Annotated in this window: 16 protein-coding genes and 1 pseudogene; 13 read left to right on the plus strand and 4 right to left on the minus strand. The window is 68.2% G+C overall.

Annotated elements, in window-relative coordinates; genetic code table 11:
- Positions 1-16 precede the first annotated feature (16 nt).
- From ACH427_RS04565 to ACH427_RS04595, 7 genes are all read left to right on the plus strand, one after another.
- The gene (locus ACH427_RS04565) at positions 17-295 is read left to right on the plus strand and encodes a hypothetical protein (RefSeq protein WP_398867891.1); all 279 of its coding nucleotides are present in this window, start codon (positions 17-19) and stop codon (positions 293-295) included.
- 10 nt (positions 296-305) lie between these two features.
- The gene (locus ACH427_RS04570; RefSeq protein ID WP_398867892.1) at positions 306-656 is read left to right on the plus strand and encodes a recombinase family protein; all 351 of its coding nucleotides are present in this window, start codon (positions 306-308) and stop codon (positions 654-656) included.
- A gap of 53 nt (positions 657-709) precedes the next feature.
- Entirely contained in the window at positions 710-1,945 is a 1,236-nt protein-coding gene (locus ACH427_RS04575) for a hypothetical protein (protein WP_398867893.1), read from the plus strand.
- A 96-nt stretch (positions 1,946-2,041) separates the two neighbouring features.
- Complete coding sequence (locus ACH427_RS04580) at positions 2,042-2,182, plus strand: hypothetical protein (RefSeq protein WP_398867894.1); 141 nt, start codon at positions 2,042-2,044, stop codon at positions 2,180-2,182.
- A 192-nt stretch (positions 2,183-2,374) separates the two neighbouring features.
- Entirely contained in the window at positions 2,375-2,605 is a 231-nt protein-coding gene (locus ACH427_RS04585) for a hypothetical protein (protein WP_398867895.1), read from the plus strand.
- Positions 2,605-2,907: a hypothetical protein gene (locus ACH427_RS04590; protein ID WP_398867896.1), complete on the plus strand. Its 303-nt coding sequence runs from the start codon at positions 2,605-2,607 to the stop codon at positions 2,905-2,907. Before ACH427_RS04585 ends, ACH427_RS04590 begins: the two co-directional genes overlap by 1 nt.
- 18 nt (positions 2,908-2,925) lie before the next feature.
- A complete protein-coding gene (locus tag ACH427_RS04595; RefSeq protein WP_398867897.1) occupies positions 2,926-3,507 on the plus strand; it encodes a recombinase family protein in 582 nt (193 codons plus the stop codon).
- Between the two features lie 189 nt (positions 3,508-3,696).
- Here ACH427_RS04595 and ACH427_RS04600 read toward each other — a convergent pair whose 3' ends face one another.
- Together ACH427_RS04600 and ACH427_RS04605 are read right to left on the minus strand one after the other, a co-directional pair.
- A complete protein-coding gene (locus ACH427_RS04600) occupies positions 3,697-5,238 on the minus strand; it encodes an AMP-binding protein (RefSeq protein ID WP_398867898.1) in 1,542 nt (513 codons plus the stop codon).
- A 104-nt stretch (positions 5,239-5,342) separates the two neighbouring features.
- Positions 5,343-6,746: pseudogene (locus ACH427_RS04605) on the minus strand (AMP-binding protein); the annotation flags it as partial.
- A 154-nt stretch (positions 6,747-6,900) separates the two neighbouring features.
- Between ACH427_RS04605 and ACH427_RS04610 the strand changes: the two are divergent.
- The 6 genes from ACH427_RS04610 to ACH427_RS04635 all read left to right on the plus strand — a co-directional run bounded on the left by ACH427_RS04610 (position 6,901) and on the right by ACH427_RS04635 (position 12,127).
- Complete coding sequence (locus ACH427_RS04610) at positions 6,901-7,731, plus strand: response regulator transcription factor (RefSeq protein WP_398867899.1); 831 nt, start codon at positions 6,901-6,903, stop codon at positions 7,729-7,731.
- 247 nt (positions 7,732-7,978) lie between these two features.
- Positions 7,979-8,383, plus strand: a complete 405-nt coding sequence (locus ACH427_RS04615; protein ID WP_398867900.1) for an SAV_915 family protein — start codon at positions 7,979-7,981, stop codon at positions 8,381-8,383.
- A gap of 87 nt (positions 8,384-8,470) precedes the next feature.
- The gene (gene lysA, locus ACH427_RS04620) at positions 8,471-9,760 is read left to right on the plus strand and encodes a diaminopimelate decarboxylase (RefSeq protein WP_398867901.1); all 1,290 of its coding nucleotides are present in this window, start codon (positions 8,471-8,473) and stop codon (positions 9,758-9,760) included.
- Positions 9,761-9,959: 199 nt separating this feature from the next.
- Complete coding sequence (locus tag ACH427_RS04625; RefSeq protein WP_398867902.1) at positions 9,960-11,120, plus strand: magnesium and cobalt transport protein CorA; 1,161 nt, start codon at positions 9,960-9,962, stop codon at positions 11,118-11,120.
- 151 nt (positions 11,121-11,271) lie between these two features.
- Positions 11,272-11,649 carry a nuclear transport factor 2 family protein gene (locus tag ACH427_RS04630; protein ID WP_398867903.1) on the plus strand — a complete coding sequence of 126 codons (378 nt, stop codon included), beginning with the start codon at positions 11,272-11,274 and terminating at the stop codon, positions 11,647-11,649.
- A gap of 280 nt (positions 11,650-11,929) precedes the next feature.
- Positions 11,930-12,127 (plus strand): DUF6243 family protein, encoded by a 198-nt coding sequence (locus ACH427_RS04635; RefSeq protein WP_398867904.1) that lies wholly within the window; start codon positions 11,930-11,932, stop codon positions 12,125-12,127.
- Positions 12,128-12,379: 252 nt separating this feature from the next.
- Here ACH427_RS04635 and ACH427_RS04640 read toward each other — a convergent pair whose 3' ends face one another.
- Together ACH427_RS04640 and ACH427_RS04645 are read right to left on the minus strand one after the other, a co-directional pair.
- On the minus strand, positions 12,380-13,258 hold the full coding sequence (locus tag ACH427_RS04640; RefSeq protein ID WP_398867905.1) for a TauD/TfdA family dioxygenase: 879 nt from the start codon (positions 13,256-13,258) through the stop codon (positions 12,380-12,382).
- A gap of 181 nt (positions 13,259-13,439) precedes the next feature.
- On the minus strand, positions 13,440-13,862 hold the full coding sequence (locus ACH427_RS04645) for a hypothetical protein (RefSeq protein WP_398867906.1): 423 nt from the start codon (positions 13,860-13,862) through the stop codon (positions 13,440-13,442).
- Positions 13,863-13,949 lie beyond the last annotated feature (87 nt).

Consider the following 13,949-nt stretch of genomic DNA (forward strand, 5'->3'; position numbering starts at 1 on the left):
TGCCCGAGGAGAACAAGTGGAAACTTTAGTTTCAATCTGGGTACGCAACCCGAAAGGCCCCGGCTGGCTAAAGCTGGGCGGCGGGCGCATGACGATCAAGACTGAGCACGGTCTTACCGAGAAGATCGCGCTCAAAGGACTGGGAGCGTGGCTCACTGCCGGACTTTCGCAGCGCACCGACCCGCCTGTCCCCTGGAGTCCGGACGACTTCATCGCCAGCGCATGGTTCGGCGACCTCGGAACCCTATATGCAGACGGCAACGGCATCCGCAAAGAAAAGATCATCCAGGACTAGGAGCCCTCAAGTGGCTGAGAAGAAAACCGTGGCAGTCTACCTGAAGGCGCTTACCATCGAAGATGTTGGTACATCCCTCATATCCCAGCAGAGAACGTGCCACGACTGGGCCGAGCGTAATGGGTACGTAGTGGAGAAGGACTATTCGGAGCTTCCGGAGGAGCAAGCCCACACACGGCTCCTGTACCTGATCCGCTCCAAGAAGCACCGCGCCCTGGTCGCCGCTGAGAACGACATCTACGGAGCAACTGACGAGCAGCAGCGCGAGGTCACCGACGTCGCTACCGAAGCAGGCGTCCTGCTCTTCGAGGCCAAGTACGGGCATGAGTTGACAAGCGTTACGCGGGCCAGCGATCGATAGCCTCGGGCCAAAATGGCCTGTACTACCTGACGGACGAGGGCTGGGATGCGGACATGCCGAAGGCAGAGGATCCTGCAACGGTGGCGGATGATCGGACGATGACCGGTATGGACGCGGAGATGCGCGAGGCATTCGAGCGCGCGGTGCGCACGGCCACGGGTTACTTCTACGGCTCCCCCGAGGCGGTGCTCACGCGGCTCGTCGATATGGGCATCGCTCACCAGGCCATGCAGGGGGGAGCGCAGAGCTTGACGGACAAGGGCTGGGAGCTGGGTACGTTGCCAGACCCCGTATCGCCTAACGGGACCAAGTACCGCGTCACGGACAACGCACGATGGGTGATCCCCATCGAGCTGGTCGACCCCACTCCGGACACCCGGGGGCCCGGGTTCGACATGGTCCGGCCGAGGGCCGCGACAATCACCCTCATACGCAACCGGGCGCGGATCTGGTGCGTGTCGAGCGTCGCTGTCTGGGGCCCCAAGGTCAGGGACGGGAAGGTCACTACGACCCGCGAGTACTCCACCTTGTTCGCAGCCACCGAGGAGGCGCCAGAGTGGCTCCAGGGCATCTGCCAGGAGTGGGTTGACCGCGCCAACGGATGGGGAACCGCGTCAGCGATGCGCGAGCCAGTCAAGGAGTCGGCGATGACTCTGAAGGAGCGAGTCGCCCGACTGGAGAAGCTGGCCGGAATCGACTGTACCGGCGCTGACTTTGTTGAATCACCCGGGCCTCCTCCACAAAAGCCCCCGCACAGGCGAACGCAGCTGCTCGCCCTCATCCGAGAATCCGGGGGTAGATGGAATTGGAAACGGGCACGGGGAGCACTCGCCACTGTGAACGGCGATAACGGGAGTTATCACCAAGCGGACCTCAACAAAGATCTTGCAACTCTCGCAGAGGCCGGGTACCTGGCCCCTGTCGATAGAGAGAAGTTCGTGTACGAACTGGTGCCGGACAGCAACACCAAATCTGGATTCGTGGGGAGAACACAGGTGACAGACGCACGGGCGCAGTTGGAACAGAGGATTCGCGTGGCCGTGCCGGAGGACTCGGCCGAGACCATGCTGGGTCTGCTGGAACAGGTCGTCCAGGAGACGCGGCGTGAGCAGGCACGGCTGGACAGTGAGCTGATGCAGAAGATGTCGGACCGCGCCCCGAAGACAACTCCTCCGAAGGACGGCACGACCTCCCGGGCGGTGTACGCGGCGGCTGCCGACATTCTGAATCCGGATGGCCAGGGCTGGAGCCTCGAACTGCCAGAGCATCTGCGGGAGGAAGCGGAGTGACCGAGCAGAAACGTGTAGCGATCTACACCAAGGCTGCTGGCCGAAGTCGTGAAGTCTCTGCTCGCCCGAGCCGGACAGTACAGGGAAGGAACTGAGATGCAGGGTCTGGACAGGTACATCACCGGCAACTACGGGGAGGACTCCGTGGCGCCTGAGTTCGTCCGGGGCGAGGACTTGAACACGTTGGACGAGGGGACGAAGCTGGAAATCCCACGGGAGAGCGCTCCATCGTCGTGACTTTCACGCGTGCGGTAATCGGGGGCCACGTGGCGTACCTGACCGTGGAGGAGTTGCAGTTCCCGCTGGCGATCGGACTGAACGTTCCCGTGTACTTCGCGGACGACGAGGACGACTGATCAGCTCCTAGGTACGACTGAGGCCCCTCTCCACAGGCGGAGAGGGGCTTTCGCATGAGAGGGGTAAAGGGGAATGAGTGACAAGCACAAGCTCTACTGGGTGGACTGGTCAGATCCGCACTTCCCTCAGGTCCGGCACAAGGATGAAGCTCGGAGCTACGAAAGCCTCCAAACCTTCACGGGGGCGAAGCAGGAGATTCGCGAGCACTTCCAGGCCCAACTTGACCATGCCCGTGCGAGGATCCGGGAGGTCAATGCACTGCGCGTTAAGGACGTTGAGACAGCCATGATCGAGGAAGCCTAGTGAACGAGAAGGGGGACCGCATGGCCAGGCGACAGAGGCTGATGACAGCGGAGGAGGTTCGCGCCCTCGTGAACGCGGCGCTCGCGGACCCAACAGTGAACCTAGCCGCGCCCCTTATGTTCTCACTGATGTCCCGCGAGAGTCTGCGGCTTGAGAACCTTTCCGGCATCTCCCGTGGGGACTACCACCCGGCCGTCGACGATGTACGCGGCAGCCTGACCTACCGTGATGGCGACTGGCTCCGTGCCGTCACACTCTCCCAGGAGTCGGAACTACTCCTGGCCGCCTACCTAGACCGGTAAACCCCAAGGAGGGGCCAGATGACCGAGAAGAAGCGCGCAGCGATCTACTGCAAGGTTAGAAACGCCAGCGAATGGGGCGCAGACAAGAGCATGGCCGTCCAGGTCGCCCGATGCACGAAGTGGGCTGAGGCTAACAACGCATTCGTGGTCGATACGCTGACCGACAGTGAACGCCCTGCCGATGAAGTCCTCATGGAGGCTATCGCATCGGGCAACTACGACCTCTTGGTAGCTGCCAAGGAGGAGACGTATGGGCGTCGCGAAAGCCAGCTGTTGCAGCTGGCATGGTTCGCTGAAGACCGTGGGGTACACCTTTACGAGGCCAACAGCGGTACTGACCTTACGTCTGCGGACAATCAGCACAGGCTCAGAGTGATGGGTGAACTGGTCAAGACGGAAGCGGCCCGAACCCGCACAGAGATCGCAGAGCTTGCCGAGCACGGCTTGGTGCGCGTCGAATTGGACCTGCCGATGGCCCTGTTGGAACAGCTCCCTGACACGGTTAGGCAGCTCGACGGCGGCCCTGTGGCCGATGTCCTCCGGGCCGTGCTCGATGGCATGGTGACGCTCGACGAGACTGACGCCTCGCTCCTTCACTGAGCAGCTCTAGATACAGCTGAGGCCCCTTCGATGGCCCACCACTGGTGGTGCCCGAGGGGGCCTCAGCCGCCTGTTCCGCGTTTCCGCAGGTCAGACGGCTAGCTCGATCGTGAACTTAAAGTTCACTTCGCTGAAGCGCGTCGCCACCCGTGTCTCGTACGCGATGGCCCGCGAGAGCTACTACCTTAATCAATTCACCGCTCTTCCCAGGGCCGACCAGTACGGCTCGCGAAGCTTGAACTTTTGAATTTTACCGGTCGCCGTTCGAGGGATCGATTCGCGGAACTCTACTGTAGTCGGAGCCTTATAACCTGCGATCCGCTCCTTGCAGTGAGTGATAATCTCACCCTCGCTCGCGGATGCCCCTTCCGCGAGCACTACGAGGGCCATAATCGTTTCGCCCCATTTTTCGTGAGGCACACCGATAACGGCAACCTCAGCGACGGCTGGATGACTGAAGATGACATCTTCGACTTCGATCGACGAGACATTCTCTCCGCCAGTGATGATGACATCCTTCTTACGATCAAGAATCGTCAGATGACCGTCTTCCTTGTCGATCGCTCCACCATCACCGGTATGGAACCATCCCCCTTGCATGGCTACTGATGTCTCCTCAGGTTTTTCCCAGTAGCCATCGAGCACGGTGTTCGACTTAGCCAGCACCTCGCCAGAGTCAGAAATCTTAACCTTCACGCCCAGCGCTGGAAGACCCGCCCTGGACATCTTTTGGGCCTTTTGATGGCCTGGCAATTCCACATCGGAAGAATGGGCACGGTTGAAGGTGAGGAGGGGCGCAGTCTCGGTAAGGCCGTAGATCTGCGTGAACTCCCAGCCAAGCTCTTCACCTACTCGCTGAATCAGAGTGCTGGGTGGCGGTGCCCCGGCACAGATGATCCTCACACGGTCCCGTCCAGGGATCTCCCCAACCCAGCTTCCTGCTGCGTCCAGTACGGCCTTCCACACTGCGGGCGCTCCGCACATCAGGGTGACCCCGTGCTCTTCAACCCGGCGCAGAATCTCTGCTCCATCAACCTTGCGCAGAATCACCTGCTTGGCACCGAGCCCCGCCATTAGGTATGGCATTCCCCAGCCGTTGCAGTGGAAGAGAGGCAAGGTGTGTAGGTAGACGTCTTGCTCCCATGCACGGGTGTGCAATCCGAACGTCAGTCCGTTGACCCAGATGTTTCGGTGGGTCAGCTGGACTCCTTTTGGGCGGGCTGTCGTGCCTGAGGTGTAGTTAATGGTCGCCGTGGCATCTTCGTCAGGGTTTGACCACGCTCTGGGCTCAACTCCAGGTCGCATGAGCTCGGTTTCAGTCTGTGAGCCGAGGACGAACCGGTGGCGCGCGGTGACACTCGATAGTGCGCTGTCGAGCTCCGGGTCGATGAGTAGAATGGAGGCGCCACTTTGCCTGACGGTGTAGGCGACCTCTTCGGGCTTGAGCCTGAAGTTAAGTGGCACGCAAATACGCCCGCTCATCGGCACGGCGAATAGCAGTTCCAGCAGGCGTGAGGAGTTGTGGCTCACGACGGCGACTCTCTCGCCCTCTCCCACACCAAGCGCATCCAGTCCAGCCTGCCAGGCGCGCACGCGGTCCGCGAACTGACCGTACGTCGTATCGGAGACGGGAGGGGCTGGTTGGCGCGGCTCGTCGATCACCCCTGGGTGGTGGCGGAACCCCAGCTCTGCACGGTCAAGGAAGTCCGCGATCATCATGGGCGTACGCACGGTTCTCTCCTGTATGTGGTGTGCTCCAGGCCCCGTTACCTTGCGGTGGGGCCTGGAGCATGCCCCCTGCCGAAGGATGGCATGCACGTTTGCGCAGGTCAGGCGGCAATCTCCATTAGGAAAGGTATTGTCGTTGATCTTGATGACTTGAACACGTCGTCGCTGCGGCCCACATAGGTGATATACCCATCGGCGTCGCGCGAGCCGATGTCCCCGGTGCGGTAGTAGCCGCCCCCCATCACCTCGGCCGTGCGCTCCGGGTCGCCCGCGTAGCCGGTCATCAGGCCGACGGGCCGCTCGCGCAGGTCGAGGGCGATCTCGCCCTCGTCGGCCGGGAGGCCGGTGAGGGGGTCGAGGAGGACGACCGTGAAGCCGGGGCTGGGGCGGCCCATGGAGCCGGTCTTGAGCGGCTGGCCGGGCGGGTTGGCGACCTGGACGGAGGTCTCCGTCTGCCCGAAGCCGTCCCGGATCGTGACGCCCCACGTCCGCCGCACGGTCTCGATCACCTCGGGGTTGAGCGGCTCCCCCGCCGCGACCACCTCGCGCGGCGGGGTGCGCAGGGCGCCCAGGTCGGCCTGGATGAGCATGCGCCAGACCGTGGGCGGCGCGCAGAAGCTGGTGACCCCGCAGCGGTCCATCTCCGCCATCAGCCGGGCCGCGTCGAAGCGGGTGTAGTTGTGCACGAAGACGGTGGCCTCGGCGTTCCACGGCGCGAAGAGGTTGGACCACGCGTGCTTGGCCCAGCCGGGCGAGGAGATGTTGAGATGGACATCGCCGGGGCGCAGCCCGATCCAGTACATGGTCGACAAGTGGCCGATGGGGTACGAGATGTGGCTGTGCTCCACCAGCTTGGGGCGGGCGGTGGTGCCCGAGGTGAAATAGAGCAGCAGCGTGTCGTCGGCGCGGGTCGGCCCGTCGGGGGTGAAGGTCCCGGCGGCGGTCGCGGAGTCCTCGTAGGCGAGCCAGCCCGGGGCGGTGGTACCGCCGACGGCGATCCGGGTGTAGTCGCCGGGCACGCCGTCGAACTTGCCGGTGTCCTCTGCCCGTACGAGCACGTGCGCCGCCCGGCCGCGCTCGATCCGGTCGGCGAGGTCGGCCGGGCCCAGCAGCGGGGTGGCGGGGATGACGACGGCCCGCAGCTTCATCGCGGCGAGCGCGGTCTCCCACAGCTCGGTCTGGTTGCCGAGCATGACGACGACGCGGTCGCCGGCCCGGACACCGTGCCCGCGCAGCCAGTTCGCGACCTGGTCGGAGCGGCGCCGCAGCGCGTCGAACGACAGCCGTGCCTCACTGCCGTCCTCCTCGACGATCCACAGCGCCGTGCGGTCGTTGCCCTCGGCGATGACATCGAACCAGTCCAGCGCCCAGTTGAACTCCCGCGGGCGCGGCCAGCCGAACCCCTCGTACGCGGCCGCGTAGTCCGTGCGCCGCGCGAGCAGGAAGTCGCGCGCCGCGCGGAACTCCGCCGTGGGCCCGCCCGGGCCCCGCACCGCGTCCGTCAGCTGCATGGGCGTCATGTGTCCTCCAGTTCGCGGTCCGGGTGACCGGCCCGCTGGTTAGCATCGTGCGACGGTGATCTGAGTCTCACCACCCCCGGACGGGGGTAGCCGCATTTCAGGGATACGGAGATTCCGACTTCGCATCCAGGATGGGGAGGCAGTGATGGGTGATCCTGACGGGGCGGCCGAGGTCCGGGCCGCTCTGCTGCGGATGCGCAGGAGCACGGGGCTTTCGGTCGCCTTCGGCGGACTGCTGGCGAGCTCGCGGCAGTTCCGGATATCGGACATGACCGGCACGACGACACCGGCGCTGCGCGGGCTGGCCATCCGCACGGGCAGCGGACTGGGCGGCAAGGCGGCCGCCCTGGGCCGGCCGCTGTCCGTCACCGACTATCACTCCTCGCACGTCATCAGCCATGAGTACGACGCGGCGGTGGCCGCGGAGGGGCTGCGTTCCGTCATGGCCGTGCCCGTGGTCGTACGGGGCCGGGTGCGGGGTGTCCTCTACGGCGCGCTCCGGCGGCCGCTCGCGCTCGGCGACCGCTCGCTGAGCGCGGCGATGGACGCGGCGCGGGACCTCGAACAGACCCTCGCCGTGCGGGACGAGGTCCATCAGCTGCTGTCCGTGGCACAGCGGCCGACCACGGCGGACCCGGCGATGTGGGAGGAGGTCCGCGAGGCCCACGGGTCGCTGCGCGCGCTGGCCCAGCGGGTCCAGGACCCCGGGCTGCGCCAGGAATTACTGGCCGCCTGCGGCCGCCTGGCCCGGGCCGCCTCCCCCGGCGCCGCCGAGCCCGCCGTGGAGCTGTCCCCGCGCGAGGTGGACGTGCTGGCGTGCGTGGCCTCCGGCGCGACGAACGCGGCGGCCGCGGAGCGGCTGGGCCTGCGGCCGGAGACCGTCAAGAGCTATCTGCGCTCGGGCATGCGGAAGCTGGGGGCGCACACGAGGCTGGAGGCGGTGGTGGCGGCCCGGCGGGCGGGAGTGCTGCCGTAAAGCAGGGGCGTGCAGGGGGCTTGGAGGTCACGCGCCTGCGGCGGGCGAAAGCGCACCCTCATCAGCGACCTCGGCCGTGGGCGATGACACCCCATGCCGCAGCCGTGTCAACAGGTCGTCAAAGGAGCGGCACGGGGGGTCAACAGGCTGTCAATGAACGGCTCCCGCGACCGGCCCCCGGGCATAGCGTGTGCGAGCGGCGGCACCACCCCGCCGTACCGACACCCTTCCGAGGATCGTCATGCACTTGAGCCGTACCCCCTCCGAAGCAGCCGCGATCGCGGCGGTCGACAGCCCGCAGGGCGACGACGGAGAGCCATCGGAACCCGACCATTTGGCCGGCCCGGCCACTGCCCGGGCACTCCCGCTCTACGTACCCGTGCGGCGCTGCTCCAGTGGCTTCTCCCTCCGGGTCTTCCGATCGCCGCTGGGCGCTCGCACCGCCGTCGCTTTCACCACGGAGCGGCGGCTTTCGGACGTTCTGGGGACCGATCAGGTCTCCGTCCGCCTGGCGCTGCCCGCCGTGCGCGCCCTCGCGGCGCCGCTCGGGGTGGACCTCGTGTCCGTGGACCCGCAGCTCACGGCCCCGCCGGCCCGCCCGACGGGGCCGCTCACGCTGCCGGACGGGAGTCCGGGCCCGTCCGGAGACTGAAGCCGTCCCGTCCGCACCGCACGCTACGAAGAAGGCTCCCGTGTCCCTCCCCCTCACCGCATGCGCCCCGGCACAGTCCCCTCGGGCATGCCCGTGTGGCCCGCCTCCACCCAGCCGCTGCGGACCGGCGGCCTGACCGTCGGCGGCGTCTCCCTCGCGGAGGTCGCCGACCGCTTCGGCACCCCGTCGTACGTCATCGACGAGGCCGAGGTGCGGGGCCGGGCCCGCGCCTGGCGGGCCGCGCTGCCGGACGCGGACGTCGCGTACGCGGGCAAGGCGTTCCTCTCCCGCGCGATGATCCGCTGGGTCGAGGAGGAGGGGCTGAGCCTGGACGTCTGCTCGGCCGGCGAGCTGGAGCTCGCCGCGCTCAGCGGCTTCCCCGCCGAGCGGATCGTCATGCACGGCAACGCCAAGAGCCCGGCCGACCTGCGGGACGCGCTGCGCCTGGGCGTGGGCCGGATCGTCATCGACAGCACCGGCGAGATCGCCTCGCTCGCCGCGCAGCTGCCGCCGGGCGCCCGCCAGCGGGTGCTGCTGCGGGTCGTGCCCGGCGTCGCGGCGGGCGCGCACTCGGCCGTGCGGACCGGGGTGGAGGGCCAGAAGTTCGGCTTGCCCATCTCGGGCGGGGAGGCCGAGGACGCGGTGGCGCGGATCCTGTCGCAGCCGCGGCTCGAACTGGCCGGGCTGCACTGCCACCTCGGTTCGCAGATCGCCGGCATCGGCCCGTACGTCACCGCCGTCCGCAAGCTCACCGCGCTGCTCGCCCTGCTCCGCGACCGGCACGGGGTGACCTTCCCCGAGCTGGACCTCGGCGGTGGCTTCGCCATCGCCTACCGGGACGGCGACCCGGTGCTCGACCCGGAGCTGTACGCGGCGCGGGTGACCGGTGAACTCGCCCTGCAATGCGCCCGGTTCGGCCTGCCGGTGCCCCGGCTCACGGTGGAGCCGGGCCGCTGGATCGCGGGCCCGGCGGGCGTGGCGCTCTACCGCGTCCTGTCGGTCAAGACGACCGGTGGGCACACGTTCGTCGCCGTGGACGGCGGGATGAGCGACAACCCGCGGCCCGCGCTGTACGGCGTGCGGTACACCGTCCGGCTGGTGGGCCGGGCCTCGGGCGCGCCCGCGCGGACCGCGACCGTGGTGGGGCGGCACTGCGAGGCGGGCGACGTCCTCGCGGAGGACGTGGAGCTGCCGGGCGACATCCGGCCCGGCGACATCCTGGCCGTCCCGGCGGCCGGGGCGTACCACGTGTCGATGGCCTCGGCGTACAACCTGGTGGGCAGGCCGCCGGTCGTGGCGGTGTCCGAGGGGCGCGCGCGGCTGCTCGTACGGCGGGAGACGCTGGAGGATCTGCGCAGCCGCGACGTGGGGGACTGACGGTCGCCGGGCGGCCTGGCCGCTGGGCGCGGGGGTGCCCGGCTGGGGGCGCCGGGCCGGGGCGCCTGGCCGTGAGCGTCTGGCCGGGCGCGCTGGGCGCGGCTCACATCGGCCTCACCCGCCACACCTGCCCCGAACGCTTCTTTTGGCCCGTATATCCTGTTCGCGGTCCGAAGCCGAGCGAGAGGGAGTGCGTCCCATGCCCGAGAACCCTCCGCGCCGCGAGCGGTCCCTGCCGAAGAAGCACTCCTGGCTGCGGCCCACGGGTACCCGCGCCAACGGGCCGGGCGGCCGGGCACCGGCGGAGACCGCCGCCGGCCCTTCCGCCGACGGCGGCGCCTCGAGCGTCGTCCACGCCGCGGTCTACCGCGACGGCCACCGCGCCGCCACGCCCACCTCGCTGGCCGACACCTACCGGCAGCTGCGCGAGCAGCCGCAGGGGATGGCCTGGATCGGGCTGCACCGGCCTTCGGAGGACGAACTCCTCTCGCTGGCCGAGGAGTTCGACCTCCATCAGCTGGCCGTCGAGGACGCGCTGGAGGCACATCAGCGCCCCAAGCTGGAGCGCTACGGCGACACCCTCTTCGTGGTGCTGCGGGCCGCCCGCTATCTGGACGCCCCCGAGGAGGTCGACTTCGGCGAGCTCCACCTCTTCGTCGGCCCCGACTTCGTGATCACCGTCCGGCACGGCGCGGCCCCCGACCTCTCCGCGGTCCGCCGCCGCATGGAGGCCACCCCCGAGCTGCTGGCCCTGGGCCCGGAGGCCGTCCTCTACGCGATCCTCGACGCGGTCGTCGACGGCTACGCCCCCGTGGTGTCCGGCGTGCAGAACGACATCGACGAGATCGAGACCGAGGTCTTCAGCGGCGACCCCGAGGTCTCCCGCCGCATCTACGAACTCGCCCGGGAAATGGTGGAGTTCCAGCGCGCGACCCGTCCCCTGGTGGGCATGCTCAACAACCTCATGGCGGGCTTCGCGAAATACGGCACCGACGACGAACTCCAGCGCTACCTCCGCGACGTCGCCGACCACGTCACCCACACCAGCGAGCGGGTGGACGGCTTCCGCTCCGCCCTCGCCGACATCCTCGCCGTCAACGCCACCCTCGTCACCCAACAGCAGAACGCGGAGATGCGAGCGCTGGCGGAGGCGGGGTTCGAGCAGAACGAGGAGATCAAGAAGATCTCGTCGTGGGCGGCGATTTTGTTCGCTCCCACGCTGGTAGGGACGATCTACGGCATGAACTTCGACAGCATGCCGGAGCTGCACTGGGCGGCCGGGTATCCGTTCGCGATCCTGCTGATGGCCGTGGTGTGCGTGAGCTTGTATGTCGTCTTCAAGCGGCGGGACTGGCTGTAGCCGCGAAGGCGCGATCCCTTGATCCGCTTGACAGCGGCGAATCACGGATCGTGCCTCGGAGGCTGCCCGGTGCTGTGACCGGGGTGGTTCACCGTGACCGGAAGACGGCTCGTGGGGCGAGCGCACGCGAAACGGCTGGTATTACTGGGGCATGCAGGAAGAGACCGCACGCTCCGCGATCGACACGTTCATCTTCGCGTTCAACGCCTCGGACGACAGCTATGTGACTGCCCTGCTCTCGCAGGCCCTGACCTCGGACGTGGTCTTCTGGGGGCCGTTGGGGCGCAGCGAAGGAATCGGGGCGGTCGAGCGGTTCGTGCTGGACATCCGGCGCCACCCGGCGGGGACCGGCACGATGGTGCGCTGCTCAGCGGTGGACATGCCTGACGAATGGGCCCGTTACCAGTGGGTCTTCACGACGCCTGAGGGAGGCCCCCGCCTGGCGGGAACGGATGTCGTCCATCTGCGACGGAGCCTCATCGACCAGATCATCGTCTTCGCGGGAGAGATCGAGCCGTTCGCCCCCTGAATCGTTCTTCTGTCGCTATCCTCCTCCCGAACGTGCCCCGTCGGCGTCCGTGGGCCGCTGTTCGCGGTTGGTCAGGCCGCGGGTGCCGAGGAGGCGCCCGCCCCGGCGAAAACCCTGGCGCGCGGGCCGGCGGGACCAGGTAACGTCTTCGTCATGTTCTTCCAGACACCGATTTACGAGTGAGAGCGTGACGGGCCCCCGCTGACGTGCTCCGACGTCGCCGCGCCCGTCCCCCACCGATGAATCCGTAGATCACTTCACAGCATCACCGGGAGAACCCGTGACCGACAGCAAGAACATCAACAACCCCGTGGGCCAGGGCGGCGGCCAGCGCAAGAAGCTGTCCCGCGCCGAACGGCAGAACAACGGTCCGCACCGCAACCGCGACCGCCGGAATGCCGCCGACCAGAAGGCCGAGCTGGTGCGCAAGATGCGCGAGAAGGCACGCGCGGCCGAGGCCGCCGGGGCAGGCGAATAACACCACCGCACAGAGCCGACGCACCGCCGCCACAGGGCGGCACCGCATGGGCAGGGCCCGGAGCGCGACGCACGCTCCGGGCCCTGCCGTCGTATCAGGGCTCCGCTGCCGTACCGGGCGGGGCCTGTACCGCTCAGCGGGGTACGGGGACTGTGACGGCGAGGGCGCGACGCCTTGATCGACTTCGCGTACGCGAATGACATCGAGGACGGCTGCCGAGGGCGCTTTCGACGCCGGGAGGCTGGAGAACGATCAGTCGGCCCACACCCGCGCCAGGCAGCGGCCGGCGTGCGGTGGGGGTGCGTCGGTGAAGGGAGTCCTGCCGTGCAGGATGGTCATGTTGTCCACCAGCAGCAGGTCACCGCGGCGGAGCCGCACGCGCAGGGCCATGCGAGGGTCCGCCAGGACCTCGTCGAAGGCGTCCAGGGCGGCAACCTGAGCGGTGGACAGGGGGATTCCGTGCTCCGGCTGGCCGCGGGTGATCCAGTAGCGGTTGTACTGCACGCTCAGGCGGCCGGCGCCGCGCCGGAAGACGGGGTAGATGTGTTCGAAGTCCGGCCCGCGGCCGAAGTGGAAGTCCTGGTAGAGGTGAGGCAGGGCATCCGGCCGGGACCTGAGCAGTGCGTTGTGTACGGCATGGCCGCTCACCAGCACCGATTCGCCGCCGTGGCGCGCCGGGCGGACGCACAGCATGCCCAGCAGCCGCGGAGGTCCGGGGAATCTCGCCCGGTCGGTGTGCGGGGCGAGGTCTCTGTCGGGGCCGTGCGGACGTGCCAGGAGTGCGGGGGCAGGGGCCGCGGCCGTCACCAGGCTGTCGCCCGGGTGGTCCGGGTTCGCAGGGCGCACGTCGCCCAGCGGAGCCATGAACCGCCGGCACACCTCGACGCACTCGTCATCGGTCGACGTGCCGAGGCCGAGGCCGCGCACCACGGCCAGCCCGGGGCCATGGCTCAGGCACCGCGCGGCCCGGGCCACGGCATCGGCACCATCCGGGCCCCAGGACGCGTCGCCGGTGGCTCGCCCGGGTGCCGGGGCGGGCAGCGGAGGCTGCAACGAGACCAGCCAGTCCTGTTCTTCCAGCGTCGCACCCTGCCACGCGGAGGGCCCCGCGGCCGCGACCGGTGTGTCCATCAGCGGGCTCCTTCCAGTCTTTCGGTCCCTTGTCATCGCCGGGCAGACCGGACCGGACATGCGTCAGGGGTGAGGTCATGTGATCTCCCCGAGCTGGATGCCGGGGGCGTCGTAGCCCCCTCGCCGGAAGAGGATGCCCTCCCTCCCGGAGGACCGGAAGACCGGAAGTCAGGCAGGCGCCTCAGGGGCGGACCAGCAGGCCCATGGTGCCGAACGCGTGCGACGCACCGTACTGCTCGTCGCCCCGGAAGGTGGCGACGTAGCCGTTGGTCAGCGCGCCCGCGCTCGCCGTACCCAGGCGGAGGGGCCCGACGCACGCGGCTTCGCCCTCGCCACCGGTGACGGTGCGGCAGATCTCGCTGCCGTCGGGGGTCGTGAACTCCACACCCTTGCCCCTGAGCGGCCTGCCGGTCTCGGCGTCGTTCAGGAAGGCCCTCACGCCGACGGAGGGCGGGAAGAGGTTGGCGTTCGCGTTCTCGGCGACGAGGCGCGTCGCGTGCGGTTCGTGGGAACCGTGCTCCCCGTGGGCCGAGGCGGCTTGCGTGCAGGACAGGACCGTCGCGGCGGCGAGGACCGCGGCGCCGAACCAGGACCGTACGGACATGGGGTCTCCTTGAAACGCGGGTTCCGGAGCTGAATGATCTGCTCCTCATACCGTCCGCCTAACGGTGGGACGCGGCGGAGGTTACGG

This window comes from Streptomyces sp. NPDC020379 (assembly GCF_044387105.1).
Taxonomy (GTDB): Bacteria; Actinomycetota; Actinomycetes; order Streptomycetales; family Streptomycetaceae; genus Streptomyces.

What these genes read in the sequence shown, in the direction of transcription:
- ACH427_RS04575 (WP_398867893.1), top strand. Translation starts at nt 710, where the DNA reads ATGCCGAAGGCAGAGGATCCTGCAACGGTGGCGGATGATCGGACGATG.
- ACH427_RS04580 (WP_398867894.1), top strand. Translation starts at nt 2,042, where the DNA reads ATGCAGGGTCTGGACAGGTACATCACCGGCAACTACGGGGAGGACTCC.
- ACH427_RS04585 (WP_398867895.1), top strand. Translation starts at nt 2,375, where the DNA reads ATGAGTGACAAGCACAAGCTCTACTGGGTGGACTGGTCAGATCCGCAC.
- ACH427_RS04595 (WP_398867897.1), top strand. Translation starts at nt 2,926, where the DNA reads ATGACCGAGAAGAAGCGCGCAGCGATCTACTGCAAGGTTAGAAACGCC.
- ACH427_RS04610 (WP_398867899.1), top strand. Translation starts at nt 6,901, where the DNA reads ATGGGTGATCCTGACGGGGCGGCCGAGGTCCGGGCCGCTCTGCTGCGG.
- lysA (WP_398867901.1), top strand. Translation starts at nt 8,471, where the DNA reads ATGCCCGTGTGGCCCGCCTCCACCCAGCCGCTGCGGACCGGCGGCCTG.
- ACH427_RS04625 (WP_398867902.1), top strand. Translation starts at nt 9,960, where the DNA reads ATGCCCGAGAACCCTCCGCGCCGCGAGCGGTCCCTGCCGAAGAAGCAC.
- ACH427_RS04630 (WP_398867903.1), top strand. Translation starts at nt 11,272, where the DNA reads ATGCAGGAAGAGACCGCACGCTCCGCGATCGACACGTTCATCTTCGCG.
- ACH427_RS04640 (WP_398867905.1), bottom strand. Translation starts at nt 13,258, where the DNA reads ATGGACACACCGGTCGCGGCCGCGGGGCCCTCCGCGTGGCAGGGTGCG.
- ACH427_RS04645 (WP_398867906.1), bottom strand. Translation starts at nt 13,862, where the DNA reads ATGTCCGTACGGTCCTGGTTCGGCGCCGCGGTCCTCGCCGCCGCGACG.